General features: G+C 55.1%; 14 protein-coding genes and 1 tRNA gene. 10 read left to right on the forward strand and 5 right to left on the reverse strand.

The window, feature by feature from the left end:
* The first annotated feature begins 332 nt into the window (after positions 1-332).
* The 5 genes from AC5Q5A_RS11495 to AC5Q5A_RS11515 all read left to right on the forward strand — a co-directional run bounded on the left by AC5Q5A_RS11495 (position 333) and on the right by AC5Q5A_RS11515 (position 3,347).
* Positions 333-408: transfer RNA gene (locus AC5Q5A_RS11495), tRNA-Lys, on the forward strand.
* A gap of 270 nt (positions 409-678) precedes the next feature.
* Positions 679-1,560: a MotA/TolQ/ExbB proton channel family protein gene (locus AC5Q5A_RS11500; protein ID WP_493895349.1), complete on the forward strand. Its 882-nt coding sequence runs from the start codon at positions 679-681 to the stop codon at positions 1,558-1,560.
* A gap of 23 nt (positions 1,561-1,583) precedes the next feature.
* A complete protein-coding gene (locus AC5Q5A_RS11505; protein WP_493895350.1) occupies positions 1,584-1,973 on the forward strand; it encodes an ExbD/TolR family protein in 390 nt (129 codons plus the stop codon).
* Positions 1,970-2,377 (forward strand): ExbD/TolR family protein, encoded by a 408-nt coding sequence (locus tag AC5Q5A_RS11510; protein ID WP_008892304.1) that lies wholly within the window; start codon positions 1,970-1,972, stop codon positions 2,375-2,377. The genes AC5Q5A_RS11505 and AC5Q5A_RS11510 overlap by 4 nt, the downstream gene beginning before the upstream one ends.
* Position 2,378: 1 nt before the next feature.
* Positions 2,379-3,347 carry an energy transducer TonB gene (locus AC5Q5A_RS11515; RefSeq protein WP_493895351.1) on the forward strand — a complete coding sequence of 323 codons (969 nt, stop codon included), beginning with the start codon at positions 2,379-2,381 and terminating at the stop codon, positions 3,345-3,347.
* Between the two features lie 53 nt (positions 3,348-3,400).
* On the opposite strand, the gene AC5Q5A_RS11520 is transcribed toward AC5Q5A_RS11515, so the two are convergent.
* The 3 genes from AC5Q5A_RS11520 to AC5Q5A_RS11530 form a co-directional block, all read right to left on the reverse strand.
* Positions 3,401-3,703, reverse strand: a complete 303-nt coding sequence (locus tag AC5Q5A_RS11520; protein WP_064790820.1) for a DUF2218 domain-containing protein — start codon at positions 3,701-3,703, stop codon at positions 3,401-3,403.
* A 40-nt stretch (positions 3,704-3,743) separates the two neighbouring features.
* Positions 3,744-4,889 carry an ABC transporter substrate-binding protein gene (locus tag AC5Q5A_RS11525; protein WP_493895352.1) on the reverse strand — a complete coding sequence of 382 codons (1,146 nt, stop codon included), beginning with the start codon at positions 4,887-4,889 and terminating at the stop codon, positions 3,744-3,746.
* Positions 4,890-4,992: 103 nt separating this feature from the next.
* A complete protein-coding gene (locus AC5Q5A_RS11530; RefSeq protein ID WP_493895353.1) occupies positions 4,993-7,005 on the reverse strand; it encodes a TonB-dependent receptor domain-containing protein in 2,013 nt (670 codons plus the stop codon).
* Between the two features lie 199 nt (positions 7,006-7,204).
* On the opposite strand from AC5Q5A_RS11530, the gene AC5Q5A_RS11535 reads away from it, so the two are divergent.
* A complete protein-coding gene (locus AC5Q5A_RS11535) occupies positions 7,205-8,215 on the forward strand; it encodes a helix-turn-helix transcriptional regulator (RefSeq protein WP_493895354.1) in 1,011 nt (336 codons plus the stop codon).
* Positions 8,216-8,264: 49 nt separating this feature from the next.
* On the opposite strand, the gene AC5Q5A_RS11540 is transcribed toward AC5Q5A_RS11535, so the two are convergent.
* Positions 8,265-9,587 (reverse strand): globin-coupled sensor protein, encoded by a 1,323-nt coding sequence (locus tag AC5Q5A_RS11540; protein WP_120226304.1) that lies wholly within the window; start codon positions 9,585-9,587, stop codon positions 8,265-8,267.
* Positions 9,588-9,828: 241 nt separating this feature from the next.
* On the opposite strand from AC5Q5A_RS11540, the gene AC5Q5A_RS11545 reads away from it, so the two are divergent.
* The 3 genes from AC5Q5A_RS11545 to AC5Q5A_RS11555 all read left to right on the forward strand — a co-directional run bounded on the left by AC5Q5A_RS11545 (position 9,829) and on the right by AC5Q5A_RS11555 (position 12,948).
* Positions 9,829-10,326: a hypothetical protein gene (locus tag AC5Q5A_RS11545; RefSeq protein WP_493895355.1), complete on the forward strand. Its 498-nt coding sequence runs from the start codon at positions 9,829-9,831 to the stop codon at positions 10,324-10,326.
* Between the two features lie 170 nt (positions 10,327-10,496).
* On the forward strand, positions 10,497-11,588 hold the full coding sequence (locus tag AC5Q5A_RS11550) for a TRAP transporter substrate-binding protein (RefSeq protein ID WP_493895356.1): 1,092 nt from the start codon (positions 10,497-10,499) through the stop codon (positions 11,586-11,588).
* A 259-nt stretch (positions 11,589-11,847) separates the two neighbouring features.
* Positions 11,848-12,948, forward strand: coding sequence for a TRAP transporter substrate-binding protein (locus AC5Q5A_RS11555; protein WP_493895357.1), 1,101 nt, complete (start codon positions 11,848-11,850; stop codon positions 12,946-12,948).
* 85 nt (positions 12,949-13,033) lie between these two features.
* Here AC5Q5A_RS11555 and AC5Q5A_RS11560 read toward each other — a convergent pair whose 3' ends face one another.
* Positions 13,034-13,426, reverse strand: a complete 393-nt coding sequence (locus AC5Q5A_RS11560) for a hypothetical protein (RefSeq protein ID WP_064782533.1) — start codon at positions 13,424-13,426, stop codon at positions 13,034-13,036.
* 138 nt (positions 13,427-13,564) lie between these two features.
* On the opposite strand from AC5Q5A_RS11560, the gene AC5Q5A_RS11565 reads away from it, so the two are divergent.
* Positions 13,565-13,809 (forward strand): hypothetical protein (locus AC5Q5A_RS11565; protein ID WP_493895358.1); only part of this gene is annotated, 245 nt, incomplete at its 3' end.

Consider the following 13,809-nt stretch of genomic DNA (forward strand, 5'->3'; position numbering starts at 1 on the left):
GGCCCGTAGCTCAGTTGGTAGAGCAACTGACTTTTAATCAGTTGGCCACAGGTTCGAATCCTGTCGGGCTCACCAATAAGCCCCTGAAACCCAACCGGTTTCGGGGGCTTTTTATTTGTCCGGATTCTCCCTGCATATCGCGATCTTTTCCAACGTTGGAACCCGTCTTGCCAGTGGCGATATTTCGCTATCTGCAAAGGCACATTCGGGCATGCGATTGGCAGGTATTTTTCACCATTTGACGTCTTTTCATGGCTGATGTGCATCTTCGCATAAAAAGGGGGGTTGACCGATCCCGTCTGGCCCATTAAAACGCCGCTCACCAACGTTGAGGGCCCGTAGCTCAGTTGGTAGAGCAACTGACTTTTAATCAGTTGGCCACAGGTTCGAATCCTGTCGGGCTCACCAATTCAAAACCCCCGGAACCCAGAAGTTCCGGGGGTTTTGCATATCTAGGTTTTGGCCCTAGCTTTCGCCATCGTATTTCCCGATCGATCACGTAAACCCTGTTCCGCCCTGAATGACCTGTTTGGGGCAGGGGATCAGCATGAAAATGTATTTTGGCCTGTTGGTTGCGATTGCATCGCAATTCTATTTCCTGTAAAGAATGCAAATCAGTTTCAAACGCACCAGAGCAGGACGTCTGGTGGTGATCAATTTTGTGATCGGGAAAGTTACATGTCTGACCCTGTGAATTCCTCAGCCGCACCTTCGGATGCGCAAACGCCGCTTTCTTCCGATGGCGCACTCGTCCCGGTGGGGGCTGACTCTGCGACCGGAAACCTTAATGCGGACGGTTCTGTCATGGTGGACCCGAATACCGGGCTTGCCATTGATGCGACGGCAACGACCCAGTCGACCGGCATGCTGGATGGCTTTGTTGGCCTTCCGGTGATTGAACAGGTCGACCGGGCTGGCGTGGTTGGCTGGGTACTGGCCGCGATGGCGCTGATCGGGCTCATGGTGTTCTTCTATAAGCTTGTCGGTTTCCTGCGCCGTGGTGTTTTTGCCGATGGCTTTGTAAAGGATGTCGAACGTCACCTGTCATCGGGTGACGAGCAGCAGGCGGCCGAAATTCTGGCCCGCCGTCGCCATCCGGCCGCGCATATTGCCCTGTCAGGCATGATGCTTCCGGTAAGTTCGTCTGAGGAACGTGAAGCAGCATCGGATCTGATTGCATCGCGTGCGCGCAAGGAAATCGACGGTCTCAATGGTGGCCTGCGGATCATGTCGGCCATTGCCGTGCTAAGCCCGCTGTTGGGGCTGCTCGGCACTGTCATGGGCATGATCGAGGCCTTCCAGCGTATGGAAGGGGCCGGCAGCCGTATTGATCCCTCTGTGCTGTCTGGCGGTATCTGGCTGGCGCTTCTGACAACCGCAATTGGCCTTGTGGTCGCGATCCCGGCAACCGCGTTTCATATGTGGATGCAGGGCGTGATTGGCCGTGCCGCCGCCACGATGGAAGATGTTTGTACGCTGGTGATCAATCGCGGCGAACTGGCCCGCAAGACGCTTAGCCGCGCATCAAACGTTTCCGAACTGCGCCACGCCGCCGAATAAAACCCGTTTCCGAAAGTCGCCCCATGCAGCTGCGCGAACGCAACAGCGGTTCTTCACCGATGATCGGTCTGACCCCGCTGATTGATGTTGTCTTTATCCTGCTGATCTTTTTCATGCTGGCTTCAAGCTTCCTTGACTGGAAGGGCTTTGAGATGTCGGTCAGCATCACCGATGGTCGCGCCACCAGCCAAAGCGATACCCGACCGGTCACGGTCGAGGTCGATGTGAATGGTGGCCTGTCGATCAATGGCAATGCAATTGCGCTGTCCAATCTGGCGCCGACGCTTTTGCGTGATCGTGACGGATCACCGGTACGCCTGCGGCCGATCAATGGTGCCAATCTGCAACGACTGGTCGAAGTGATGGATACGCTGGGCCGCGGTGGCGTCACGGATGTGGAGTTCATTGAATGAAACGCCGCATCCAGATTGCCGAGGACGGACCGGTTCAGGAACCGATGTTGCCTTTGATCAACATCGTCTTCCTGCTTTTGATCTTTTTCATGATCGCCGGAAGCCTGCAAAAACTTGGTCCCTTCGAAGTTGATCCGCCCGCCAGCCAGACCGCCGAAGGCCAGCCGGAAGACACCATTGTCCTGTGGTTTGGCAGCAATGGAGAAATCGGGATTGATGACCTGACGGGTGGGCTTGATCGCCTGTCGTCGATGCTGCCTGCCGATTATATCGGTCGTCCGGTTGAAATCCGGGCCGACCGCGAAGTCGAAGGCGCCAAGGTCGTAACCCTTCTGGCGCGCCTTCAGGAACTTGGCATCGAAAAGGTCCAATTGATGACGGCCATGCAGCCGGGTCAGGAATAGCATGTCCAAACGCGTTGATCTTTTGATTGCGACCGGGCTGACCGGTCTTGTCCTGACAGGCGGGATCGTGCTTGCCATGCCCGACCCGCAGCCATCCGGATGGGGCGGGGCAGGGACCGTGCAAAGTATCAGCATTTCGCTGGGTGCCGGGCAGGCCGAAACCGGCGAGGCCGAGACAGACACCCAAAGTGCCGACGCGGTTGACAGCATGGCTGCCGAAGTGCCCGAAGAAATCGTCGAACCGGATCCGGAACAGGAAACCCAGCCTGAACCGATCCCAGAGGAAGTGGTCGAGACGGAGCCAGAGCCTGAACCGGAAGTTCTCCCGGAACCAGAGACGGAAGTGGTCGAGCAACAGCCAGAACCCATCCCGGAACCAGAACCGGTCATTGAACAAGTCGCCGAACCGGAGCCTGAACCAGAACCCGAGCCCGAGCCAGTTGTCGAACAGCAACTGGCAGAGGTCCTGCCGGTGCGTATGAAGCCCAAACCACCCGTGGAGCAGGCAGAGGCTCCGCAACCGACCAAGGCGCCAGAGCCGGTCGAAAAAGCCGCCCAGCCAACGCCACAGCCCTCCGGGCTGACCAACTCGGTCAAGTCAGAGGGCACGACGGGTGAAACCACCCAAAGTCAGGCGGCCAGTTCGTCGGCTGGCAGCGGTGGTGGTGCGGCAAGCCAGGCCAAGATGGTTGATTATCAGGCGTCGGTTCTTCAAACTCTGGCGCGCTACCGCGAATATCCCGAACGTGCCATGCGCCGCCGGATCGAGGGCGAAAATCGTATTCGGCTTGTCATTGCGCGCGATGGCACGGTGCTTGAGGCCAGCATGGTCAGTTCAAGCGGATCAAGCATCCTCGATCGCGAAACCGAACGCCTGATCGAACGGGTGCGGAAATTCCCGCCATTCCCCGACGAGATGACCGAACAACAAGTCGTCTGGACCGTACCTGTCGCCTATCAACTTCACTAGAATGACAAACGCCAGCCCATGAAGGCTGGCGTTTTTGTTTGCGTAAGGCGCGTTTAGGCATCAGGCGTTTCGCCGTCTTCCCAGTGATAATCAAGTGGTGCTTCTCGCCAGGCGAATTTGTCGAGATGGACGATAATCACACCCTTCATGCTCTCGATACCCTCGGGCTTGTGTGACTGCCCGTCAAAGGTCAGTCGGTCCTCATGGGCGGTAATGACGCACGGGCCCATGGGAAATGCCACATTGCCGGTGGTTTCGCCCAGATCGACTTCGACCTTGTGGGCGAAATGCTTGCACAGCTGGACAAGATACTTGGCGGCTTTATCGGTTTTGACCGATCCCTTTGTGGTAAACATCTGGCGATCTCTCTGTTTGCGTTTGCGGGGTTGGGTCGGCTTATGGCGACGGCGCGTCGTTCAGGCCGATCCAGTAGACACCGTTCAGATCAACCGCCTGAAAGTGCTCGAAAAATGTTGCCAGTTCGGCGTCGGGATCAAGGTCGGCATAGATGTCGGGATGGAGCCACTTTGCCATCGCCTGCAGGGCAAACACATTGATCGGATTGTTATAAATGTGATGCCAGACGGAATAGACCTTCCTGTTTTTGACAGCACTCAGAAGCGGCAGGCCGGTCCGTTCCATACTGCGTGCCAAGGACGCACGTGCCTGATCGGCATTTGTCTTTGCACCCAGAACAATGCGCCGCGCATTTGTTTCCGCATCCAGCCCGGACGATCCGATGGCCGTGGTGATATAGACGTCAGGATCGGTGAAGATCACCTGTTCGACCGATATCTGGCTGATCACGCCGGGAATGGTATCGGCAAAGATGTTTTCGCCACCAGCCAGGGTAACGAACTTGCCGATCATCTCGTTGCCCATGGCTTCGCAGCAGTTCTCGGCAAGGCCGACACGGCTTTCAAGGAAGACACTGGGTTTTTCGGTGATCTCTGTGGCGCGTGAGCTCACCTTTCGAAGGTTTTCCTCATAGAATTTAACAAAGGCTTCTGCCTGTTCTTCCTTGCCCATCAGCTTGCCGAGAAGACGGATGCTTTTGGGCGTGTTTTCAAACGGCTTGGCCCGAAAATCGATCAGCACCACCGGGATGTCTGCCGCACCCATGACAGACAGAACTTCGTGGCTGGTGGAGCCCGGCCCATGGCCGCCCGACATGCCAAAAATTGCCACGTCGGGTTCGACTGTCACGGCCTTTTCAACAGAAAACGTTTCTTCGTTCTGACGACCAACCAGCGGAATATCATCAATCTCGGGAAATTTTTCGCGATATTGCGCAAAGTATGCCGGATCAAGCGATTTGAAGTCGCCCATCATTCCGGCAATCCAGCGCACCGGATTTTCCGGATCGAGAATACCGATGGACGGCAGGAAACGCCCTTCGCCAAGGATCATGTGTTTGACCGGCACCTCGACGGTGACTTCACGTCCGGCAATATCAGTTAGTGTGACCGTTTCACCAGCGGACGCGTTTGCACTCCAGATCAGTGTCGCCGCAGCAAGGGCAAGAAGATTGCGAATTTTCATGTCAGGTTATCCTGAAGGTTTGTCTTTTCGTGCATTTCAAACGCCAAAACGGGCAGCACCTGATGTGCCGCCCATTTCGGTTTGAAGTGTGTTTCTTCGCGTCCTAGAAATCGACCTTCGCCGAAATCAGGAAAGTGCGTCCGGGTTCGTGGAACGGTTCGCTGATGCGCGTGCTGTCATAACCGGTTGTTGCGCGGTCGATGTAATCGCGATCAAGGATGTTCAGCGCATCCACACGCAGGGTAACTGCATCGTTCAACACTCCGGGGACCCATTCGGCATAGAGATTGGCAACGAAGTAGCTATCGAGTTTTTCGTTGCCACGTTCTTCGGGGCTGTCATCGGCAAGGGCGAATTCCGCATTGCCGCCAACGCGCAGCCCATAGCTATCAAAGCTATGACCAGCATCGAAGTTGAACATGTCACCCATAATGACGCCCTGATAGGAGGCCTCGGTGCTCAGCGGGACGCCGCCGTCGGTTTTAACGTTGGTGTGGGAATAGGTCAGGCGCGCAAACCCCGGACCATAGGAATACATGGCAGACAGATTGACACCACGGGTGTCGAGATCGACGGTCGAGTTACGCGTTGCACTGGACAGATCGTGGGATTCATCGATCAGGTTGTAGAAAAGGTTTCCATCCAGCGTCCAGTCATCAAGCGCAAGGCGCGAACCGATCTTTGCGTTATAGGACTGCGAAGGGGCAAAGCCGTCATAATTCCAGTTGCCACTGAATTCATAAATTGCCGATTCACCAAGTGGGAGGCCACCAAACGTCGTCCCGGCACCACCATAGACCATCAGCTGTTCGGTCAGGTCATATTCGGTGTTGGCATTGCCGCTTAGTCCGAATTCGGAAAAGTCTTCACCAGTCAGGCCTTCGAACCATTGCTGATCGGCACGGCCGCCGAACGACACACGCCACTGATCGGTCAGGGACAGGCGAGCTTGCGAGAATGCGCCAATATCGGTCGAGGTTTCCGAATAGCTACCGTTGCGCGGGGATCGGTTGTGATATCCGGTTGCCTCATCGCGATAGAAATCAATCCCGGCGGTGATGACACCGTTATCGACTTCAAAATTGTTGGCGGCCTTGCCGTTGACGGACTGGATATCGGATTTGACGTGATAGAAGTTTGCACCACCCTGAAGGGCCGGAATGTTCAGAACCGTGCGGCTGTATGCCAGGCTGAATTCCGGATCAAACTGGCCGGACGGCATTTCATCGACATAGCTCACCCCAACCGACGTATCGCGATAGGACAACCATTGCGGCGCTGCGCCGTTGGCCAGAACCGCATAGTTCGGGCGGGACGGGCGGACACCTTCATCTTCAAGATGGCTGGCGAACGCTTCGAAACGGCCACCGTCATTGCCGGTAAAGGCAAACTTGCCCAGTCCGCTTTCGCTGCCATCGGCGGTGCCAATCGCCTCATCACCGTCGCCGTCTTTGTAATTGCCCTGATTGCTGTTTTTCAGATACGCCAACGCTTCAAACCCGTCTGACTGTCCGGCAACGGTCAGCCATTCGGCAAAGCCCTTGGTGTTTGAATTGTACTGCAACTTGCCCCAGCCACCGAACGTGTCACCGGCCTCAAGGACGTCACGGGCATCACGTGTTTCATAAGACATTGATCCGCCCAAGGCATGTGGCCCGGCATCCGCCGGGGCGACACCGGATTCAACATTAACCGATTTCAGCATCGCCGGATCAATGATCGCTGTTCCGATATGGTGGAAGCTTGAATCTACCTGACGGGCGCCATCAACCTGAACGTTGAGCTTGGTATTCTCGATACCCTGCACATAGACCTTCTGAACGATGGCGGTCGGCCCGCCGACTTCAACCGACGCGTCCGATGAAAAGACATCCTTCATGGTCTGCGGGTTTTTACGATCCAGTTCTTCCTGGCCAATCGAAACGCCTCCGGGAAGGCCCTGGGCCGATTTGGCCGATGCGGTGACTTCGAGGGGCTTGGTCACGGTTTCATCGTTGTTGGCCTCTTGGGCAAAGGTGATTGATGGCAAAACCGCAAGCGTAAAACCGGCAAGAACGGTCGTGCGCAAAAGGGCGCTGATCCGGGGCGATGAGGTTGGCGAGGGTGACTGTGGCATGTTCATTCCCTGAGAAATATAATTGCAAATGCGAATGATTGTGAATATTATTTTCGCAGGCGGGGATGCAACAGGAATGATGTTTGCCAAATCGCCGGACATGTTTGCGAAATCGTCAGCGTGTCTTTGCAAACGCCGTTCGGCGCCGATTGCATGTTCAAAGATGCTTTGTGACTTCAAAATGATGCAGGAGAGGTTTGTGGGGGTAACAGCACACCGGCAGATAACGCGGCGTGACTCTATTACCAGGAGCCATCTGGAAAAACGCGGCACCCTTATTCAGGAAACAGGCGAGCTCGGCAACGCCCTGGCAAGTCGCGGCGCGTTGATGAGCGGGCGCATGTCATTTAGCGATACGCAGTCGTTTCTTGATATTCACACCTCCGACACGATGGAGATGAAGGATGCCATCGCCGACTATCATGTCGGCGCGGCCGTAAAGGTCGCCATCATGCTGAAGGGACGGCTGCAGGCCGAGTTTGACGGTGTGCCGGTTGACCTTGATGCGCGGGATCATCCGGTCGGCTTCATCTGGGCAGTTCCGCAGCCCTCTAAGGTCAGGCGTTATATCCACAAAGGCAGCGAAATCAGCAAGGTGATGATTTCGGCACAGTTTGACTGGGTCTTGCGCCAGCTTGGCAAGTCACCGGCCCGCTATCGCGAAATCGCCGATTTTTTCAATGCCGGTATTTCTGTGCGCAGCTGGCGGCCGTCACGCCGCGTACTCGCACTTGCTGATCAGTTGATCTATCCGCATGCAACGGATCCGCTTGTGCGCGAGCTTTATGAAGAAAGCCGCGGGTTGGAGATTTTTGCCGAGGCACTATCCGCCATTCAGAACGGTACGGACCAAACGGCAACGCTTGGCAAAAATTCCGGCCCGGATGCGCTGGATCGGCATCATCGTGCACAGGAAATCCGTGATTTCATTCTGGCCAGTGACCCGGAACAACAAACCCTTCCGACCATTGCAGCCGCCATCGGGATCAGTGTCACCAGCATGCAGCGCATCTTCAAGGATGCCTATGGCATGACGGTAAAGGATTTCATCCGTGAAAGCCGCCTTGTCGCGGCCCGCGATGCCATGGAAAAGGACGGCCTGACGATTGCGCAGGCCGCCTGGGCGGCGGGCTATAAAAGCCCGGCCAATTTCGCAACCGCCTTCAAGCGCGTCTTTGGCATTACACCGTCCGAGGCACGCGACCGCTAGCAACGAGCTTAAGCAGCGCGGCCTCGGGGGGTGAAGGCGGTGTTCGGTCCTATGACGTCAGCTTCGTGATGAATGCATCGACATCCGAACGCAGTTTTTCGGAATTCTGTTTAAGCATGCGCGAGACGTCCGAAACGTTTTGCGCCACCGTGCTGGTACGTTGTGCGGTGCCATTGACGGTTTCCAGGCTGCCGTTCACATCGCGATTGGCCGAAGACACCGCGTTGATATTGCCACTGATTTCAGTTGTGGCGGCGGCCTGTTGTTCGACTGCTGCTGAGATCGCGGTAACGGAATCAACAATGTTGCTGATCTGGCCGGCGACCCCGTGAATGGCATTCACCGCGGCAACCGTGCTTTGCTGCACATTGTTGATCTGTGCGGTGATATCGCCGGTGGCCTTCGCGGTCTGATTGGCAAGGTTTTTGACCTCACTTGCGACCACGGCAAAGCCTTTGCCCGCTTCGCCGGCACGGGCCGCCTCGATCGTGGCGTTCAGGGCCAGAAGGTTGGTTTGGCTTGCGATCTTGTCAATCAAGTCAACCACAGTGCCGATCTGTTCGGCGGCGGCATTGAGAGTTTCGATCGTGTCTGATGTTTGTTGTACAGACACTTCAACTTCGTTGGAAATTGTCGAGGCCCGCGAAACCTGGCTTGAGATTTCGCGAATGGAGCTATCAAGTTCTTCCGCCGCACCGGCAACGGTGGTGGCATTATCGGCAGACAGTTCAGCAGCGCCGCGCGCCTTTTCAACTTCGCCCTGGGTTTCCTGCATGCTGGCCAACAGGGTTTCAGATGCCTGCGACATATCTTCGGCCGAGCTTGAAACAGCGGAAACGACCGTTCCGATGGTTTTTTCAAACTCGTCGGACATTTGCTGAAGTTTGTCGGCATAGGTCTTTTGCGTTTCTTCGTAATAGACCGTAATCGCCATTTCGACATCGATCAGCAACGCATTGGTCGACCCGATAATCATCAACGGCAATTGTGAATCACGATTGAAATTTTTGCACAGGACGGCGGTGATTTCGCCAAGCATAAAGTTATAGGCCGAAACATATGCTTCGGGCGTCAGTCCAATCCGTTCGTGGGCCTTACCGATGCGGCGCACGTCGTCGTAAAAGGATTGATCGAATGCGCCGTCAAAAAGTTTGGCCCAGTGTTTGGCCTGGGCATTCTTCAGGCGATCAATGTTTGACGGATCACCGACAATTTTTGCCAGAGCCGCGTTATTCATCACCTTCTGGTAAAACTGATCAAGCATGCCCGGCAGGTTTTTTTCAATCACTGGCCACGCACGTTTGAGCTGTTTGATCTTTGGTTCGTCCAGTCCGATAAAGTCGAGACGGCTTTTAAGTTCAGGATGTACCACGTTTGATCCCCCGAGAAAAAACAAGCAATGTGAACACTTAAAAGGTGCTGTTTCTTTAGGTTGGACCTGAGTGGTCTAGTTTAACTATCCAAAAGGTTAGCATGGTGTAATTTTATGGAATTAAAATACTGTTTCCATGTGTTAAATTGCGCGGAAAAAGAGAAAAAACAGAAAAGATTTCTCATTTCCCAATCTGCTGCGTCATAGGGGTCCTTATACCATTGGTCGAATGGAGGCTCCTATGCCAATCAATGCCACGCAGCTTCGCACCCTTGTCGTCAAACCGGTTCTCGCGGCCCTTGGATTGCCTGCATCAGATGTCGCGGAAAACCTCATTATGGGCACAGCCGCCCATGAAAGCCATCTGGGCGATTATATTGAACAGGTCGGCGGTGGTCCGGCGCTGGGAATTTTCCAGATGGAACCGGCAACCTTGCATGATTGTTATGAAAACTATCTTGATTACCGGGCGGACCTGAAAGCCAAGGTGGACGGGTTTCTTGCCCCGCAGCCAGCACAAGCAGACGGCACGCCCGACAAGGACGCACAACTGGCAACCAACCTGGCCTATGCCACAGCGCTTTGTCGTATTCGCTACTACCGGGCACCAGCCGCGATGCCGACCGATCCCAACGACATCAACGGGCTGGCAGCCTATTGGAAGCAATATTACAACACGCCGCTTGGGGCGGGCACGGTTGAACAGTTCGTCGCAGATTACAATCGCTACCTTGGGTAGTAAGACACTGTTGGCGGACTGAAGGCCAGCATTCCGTAGCGGCAAGAAAAAATATTTCCTGATTTCGGCAAAAATAGTGGAAAAGGACACTCGTTTTAGACAAAATTCCCCTCCGCAAGTTGGTGGTGGCGCAAAAAACCACCAAAACACAAGAATTTAAGGGGATCGGAATGAAACGTCGTCAGTTTCTAAAAGGGGCCGGACTGGGTGCGGGTGCGGTTGCTGCCTCGGTTGCAGCACCGGCTGTTGTATCCGCACAGGAAACGCTGAATTGGCGCATGGTGATGCCATGGCCAAAAGGAACCCCGGGACTTGGCACCAATGCCGAAAAGTTCGCCGCCATGGTCAAGGAGATGTCGGCTGGTCGCCTGAACATCACCATCTATGGTGCGGGTGAACTGGTGCCGCCGTTCGAATGCATGGATGCGGTCGAACAGGGTGTGGCTGAAATGGCGCACGGTACCCCGTATTACTGGCAGGGCAAAAACCCGGCCCTTAACTTCTTCTCGACCATTCCGTTCGGTCTGACCGCGTGGGAGCTTTCAAGCTGGATCCGCTTTGGCGATGGTCAGAAGCTGTGGGAAGAAGCATACGCCGAATTCAATGTTGTGCCGTTCTATGCCGGTAACTCTGGCATGCAGGCCGGTGGCTGGTTCAACAAGGAAATCAATTCGCTTGATGACCTTCAGGGCCTTAAAATGCGCTATGCCGGTCTTGGCGGCGAAGCCATGCGCCGTGCTGGTGCCAACGCCACCATGATCCCGCCGGGTGAAATCCTGCCGGCGATGCAGTCGGGCGCGATTGATGCGGCCGAATGGGTTGGCCCGTGGAACGATATGGCGTTTGGTCTGTATCAGGTTGCTAAATACTACTACACCCCGGCCTTCCATGAACCTGGCCCGGGTCTTGAGATCTTTGTTGGCAAGGACAAGTTTAACGCGCTGACACCTGACCTGCAGGCGATCATTCGCTTTGCCGCACAGGCGATTGCCGAAAACACGTTTGCCGACTTCACCTTTAACAACATCCAGTCCTATCAGCCGCTGATCGACAAGGGTGTTGAGGTGCGTCAGTTCCCCGATGAAGTCATCATGGCGCTGGCCAAACATTCCAAGGCCGCTGTTGATGAAATCGCTGGCCAGAATGACCTCGCTGGCCGGATTGCCGCAAGCTACCTTGACCTGGTTAAGAAAGCTGCACGGTATGGCAAGGAATTCGAGGCCACTGGTCTGATGCACCGTGCAAAGGTCTGGGGCTACTAAGACCCGCCTTTAAATCTTTATCGGACCTTCGGTTCGATCCCCGATCAGGGACTGCCATTCTGGCAGTCCCTTTTTGTTTGGCTCTATGGTTGAAAATTTGTCGACGAAATGTCGATGTCATGCGCTCAGTGCGATGCTGCATCCCGCAATCGTTAATTGTTGCCTGCGCCAAAAACCGTAACTTTGGACCCAAACAAGGTTACGAAATTATCTTCGTGAACTTTTTACGCAAAATTTTACCAATATTGGGAGCCCCACAATGAAACGTCGCGCGTTTCTGGGCGGTGCAGGCGTTGCCGCAGGCGCATTTGCCGCTACTGCCGCTGCACCATCAATCGTCAAAGCAAATAAAACCATCAACTGGCGCATGGTCATGCCCTGGCCGAAAGGAACACCAGGTCTTGGTGCGAACGGCGAACTGTTTGCCGAACGTGTCAACAAGATGTCGGGCGGTCGCCTGAACATCACCGTTTACGGTGCGGGTGAACTGGTCCCGGCGCTTGAATGCATGGATGCGGTCGAACAGGGCGTTGCCGATCTTGCGCACTCCACCCCGTATTACTGGTTTGGCAAGGACCCGGCTGTTTCGTTCTTCACCACCATTCCGTTCGGTTTGATGGGCTGGGAGCTTTCCGGCTGGTTGCGTTTTGGCGGTGGTCAGGCGCTCTGGGACGAGCTTTATGCCCAGTTCAACGTCAAACCGTTCCTGGCTGGCAACACAGGCCTTCAGGCAGGCGGCTGGTTCAACAAGGAAATCAACTCGGTTGAGGACCTTAAGGGCCTCAAGGTCCGTTATGCCGGTATCGGTGGCGAAGCCATGCGCCGTCTGGGGGCAACCCCGTCGCTTCTCCCGGCTGCCGACATCCTGCCGAGCTTGCAGTCCGGTGCGATTGACGCCGCCGAGTGGGTTGGTCCGTGGAACGATTATGCCTTTGGCCTCGCATCGGTTGCCAAATATTACTACACCCCGGCATTTGCCGAACCGGGTTCGGGCATTGAAGTCTTTATCAACAAGGACAAGTTCGCCGAACTGCCCGAAGACCTTCAGGAAATCGTCGCGGTTGCCGCACAGGCCAATGCCGAACAGACCCTGTCGGATTTCGCGTTCAACAATATTCAGTCCTATCAGGCGATCCTCGAAAAAGGTACCGAGATCCGTCACTTCAATGACGATCTGATCAACGCCTTTGCGACTGCGTCCAAAGAAGCGCTTGAAGAAATTGCTGCGAAGAATGAACTCACCGGTCGCATTTATGCATCCGTGATGGATTTCGCCAAGAAAGCCGCGCCCTACGGCAAGGAATTTGAGGCAACCGCGCTTAACCAGCGCGCCAGTGTTTTTGCCAACGGCACGTACTAAGCCATCAGGCATCTTAAATGAAAAAGGCCGGCACTTTAGGGTGTCGGCCTTTTTTGTTGTCTGCTGTTTGCCGCCATATAAGGGCTTAGTGCACGGTCGGCGCGTTCGGGGCGGCGGGCAAATCGAACGTGAACCTGTCCTGATCCTTGAGCTCTTCATTCGCTGCACGTTTCACCAGTTCGGCCGCCAGCACCAGTGATGTTTCAATCGCCCATTTAAGCTGTTCGACTGCGCCCTCGTTCCCGGCGTTTAGTGCCTCTGGCAGGATGCGTTCCTGCAGGAATTTGGCGACACCGGCAAAGGCGCGCGCGGCACTTTCGCAATTGTTGCGTTCGACCATGAAGCGACCGCTTTGTTCAATCGCATCGGCAATCCCGGCCAGATGGCCCATCATGATGCGAATTTCGGCGTCATCTGTTTCCGTCTTTTTTGCGACGAACCGCAGGATACCGGCGTAAAAGCCATAATCAGAAGCCATCTGAACCACGCTTTCCTTGATCTTTGGTCTCAAAACGATTTGCGCCGTTTTAGACAATTCGCCCGCCGTGGTATAGTCCCCGATAACAGATAATTGTGACCGCCTGGACAGGCGGCGATAACAAGGGCGTTTGCGTCGATGCTTCAGGGCGGACTGATCTTTATTGTTGCCATGACCTATATCGGGTTGTTGTTTGCCATTGCCCATTATGGCGACAAGTATGCCGACAAGTGGCGCGCATCGAGATTAAAGCCGACGATTTATGCCCTGTCGATGGCGGTCTATTGCACAAGCTGGACCTTCTTTGGCTCGGCGGCCACCGGGGGCTGGGCTTTCCTGCCGATCTATATCGGTCCGATTTTGGTGATGATTTTCGGTTTTGG

It is taken from the genome of Thalassospira sp. CA1 (assembly GCF_059052855.1).

Coding starts and splice junctions, on each gene's coding strand:
- AC5Q5A_RS11500 (WP_493895349.1), top strand. CDS start 679: ATGTCTGACCCTGTGAATTCCTCAGCCGCACCTTCGGATGCGCAAACG.
- AC5Q5A_RS11505 (WP_493895350.1), top strand. CDS start 1,584: ATGCAGCTGCGCGAACGCAACAGCGGTTCTTCACCGATGATCGGTCTG.
- AC5Q5A_RS11510 (WP_008892304.1), top strand. CDS start 1,970: ATGAAACGCCGCATCCAGATTGCCGAGGACGGACCGGTTCAGGAACCG.
- AC5Q5A_RS11515 (WP_493895351.1), top strand. CDS start 2,379: ATGTCCAAACGCGTTGATCTTTTGATTGCGACCGGGCTGACCGGTCTT.
- AC5Q5A_RS11520 (WP_064790820.1), bottom strand. CDS start 3,703: ATGTTTACCACAAAGGGATCGGTCAAAACCGATAAAGCCGCCAAGTAT.
- AC5Q5A_RS11525 (WP_493895352.1), bottom strand. CDS start 4,889: ATGAAAATTCGCAATCTTCTTGCCCTTGCTGCGGCGACACTGATCTGG.
- AC5Q5A_RS11530 (WP_493895353.1), bottom strand. CDS start 7,005: ATGCCACAGTCACCCTCGCCAACCTCATCGCCCCGGATCAGCGCCCTT.
- AC5Q5A_RS11545 (WP_493895355.1), top strand. CDS start 9,829: ATGCCAATCAATGCCACGCAGCTTCGCACCCTTGTCGTCAAACCGGTT.
- AC5Q5A_RS11550 (WP_493895356.1), top strand. CDS start 10,497: ATGAAACGTCGTCAGTTTCTAAAAGGGGCCGGACTGGGTGCGGGTGCG.
- AC5Q5A_RS11555 (WP_493895357.1), top strand. CDS start 11,848: ATGAAACGTCGCGCGTTTCTGGGCGGTGCAGGCGTTGCCGCAGGCGCA.
- AC5Q5A_RS11560 (WP_064782533.1), bottom strand. CDS start 13,426: ATGGCTTCTGATTATGGCTTTTACGCCGGTATCCTGCGGTTCGTCGCA.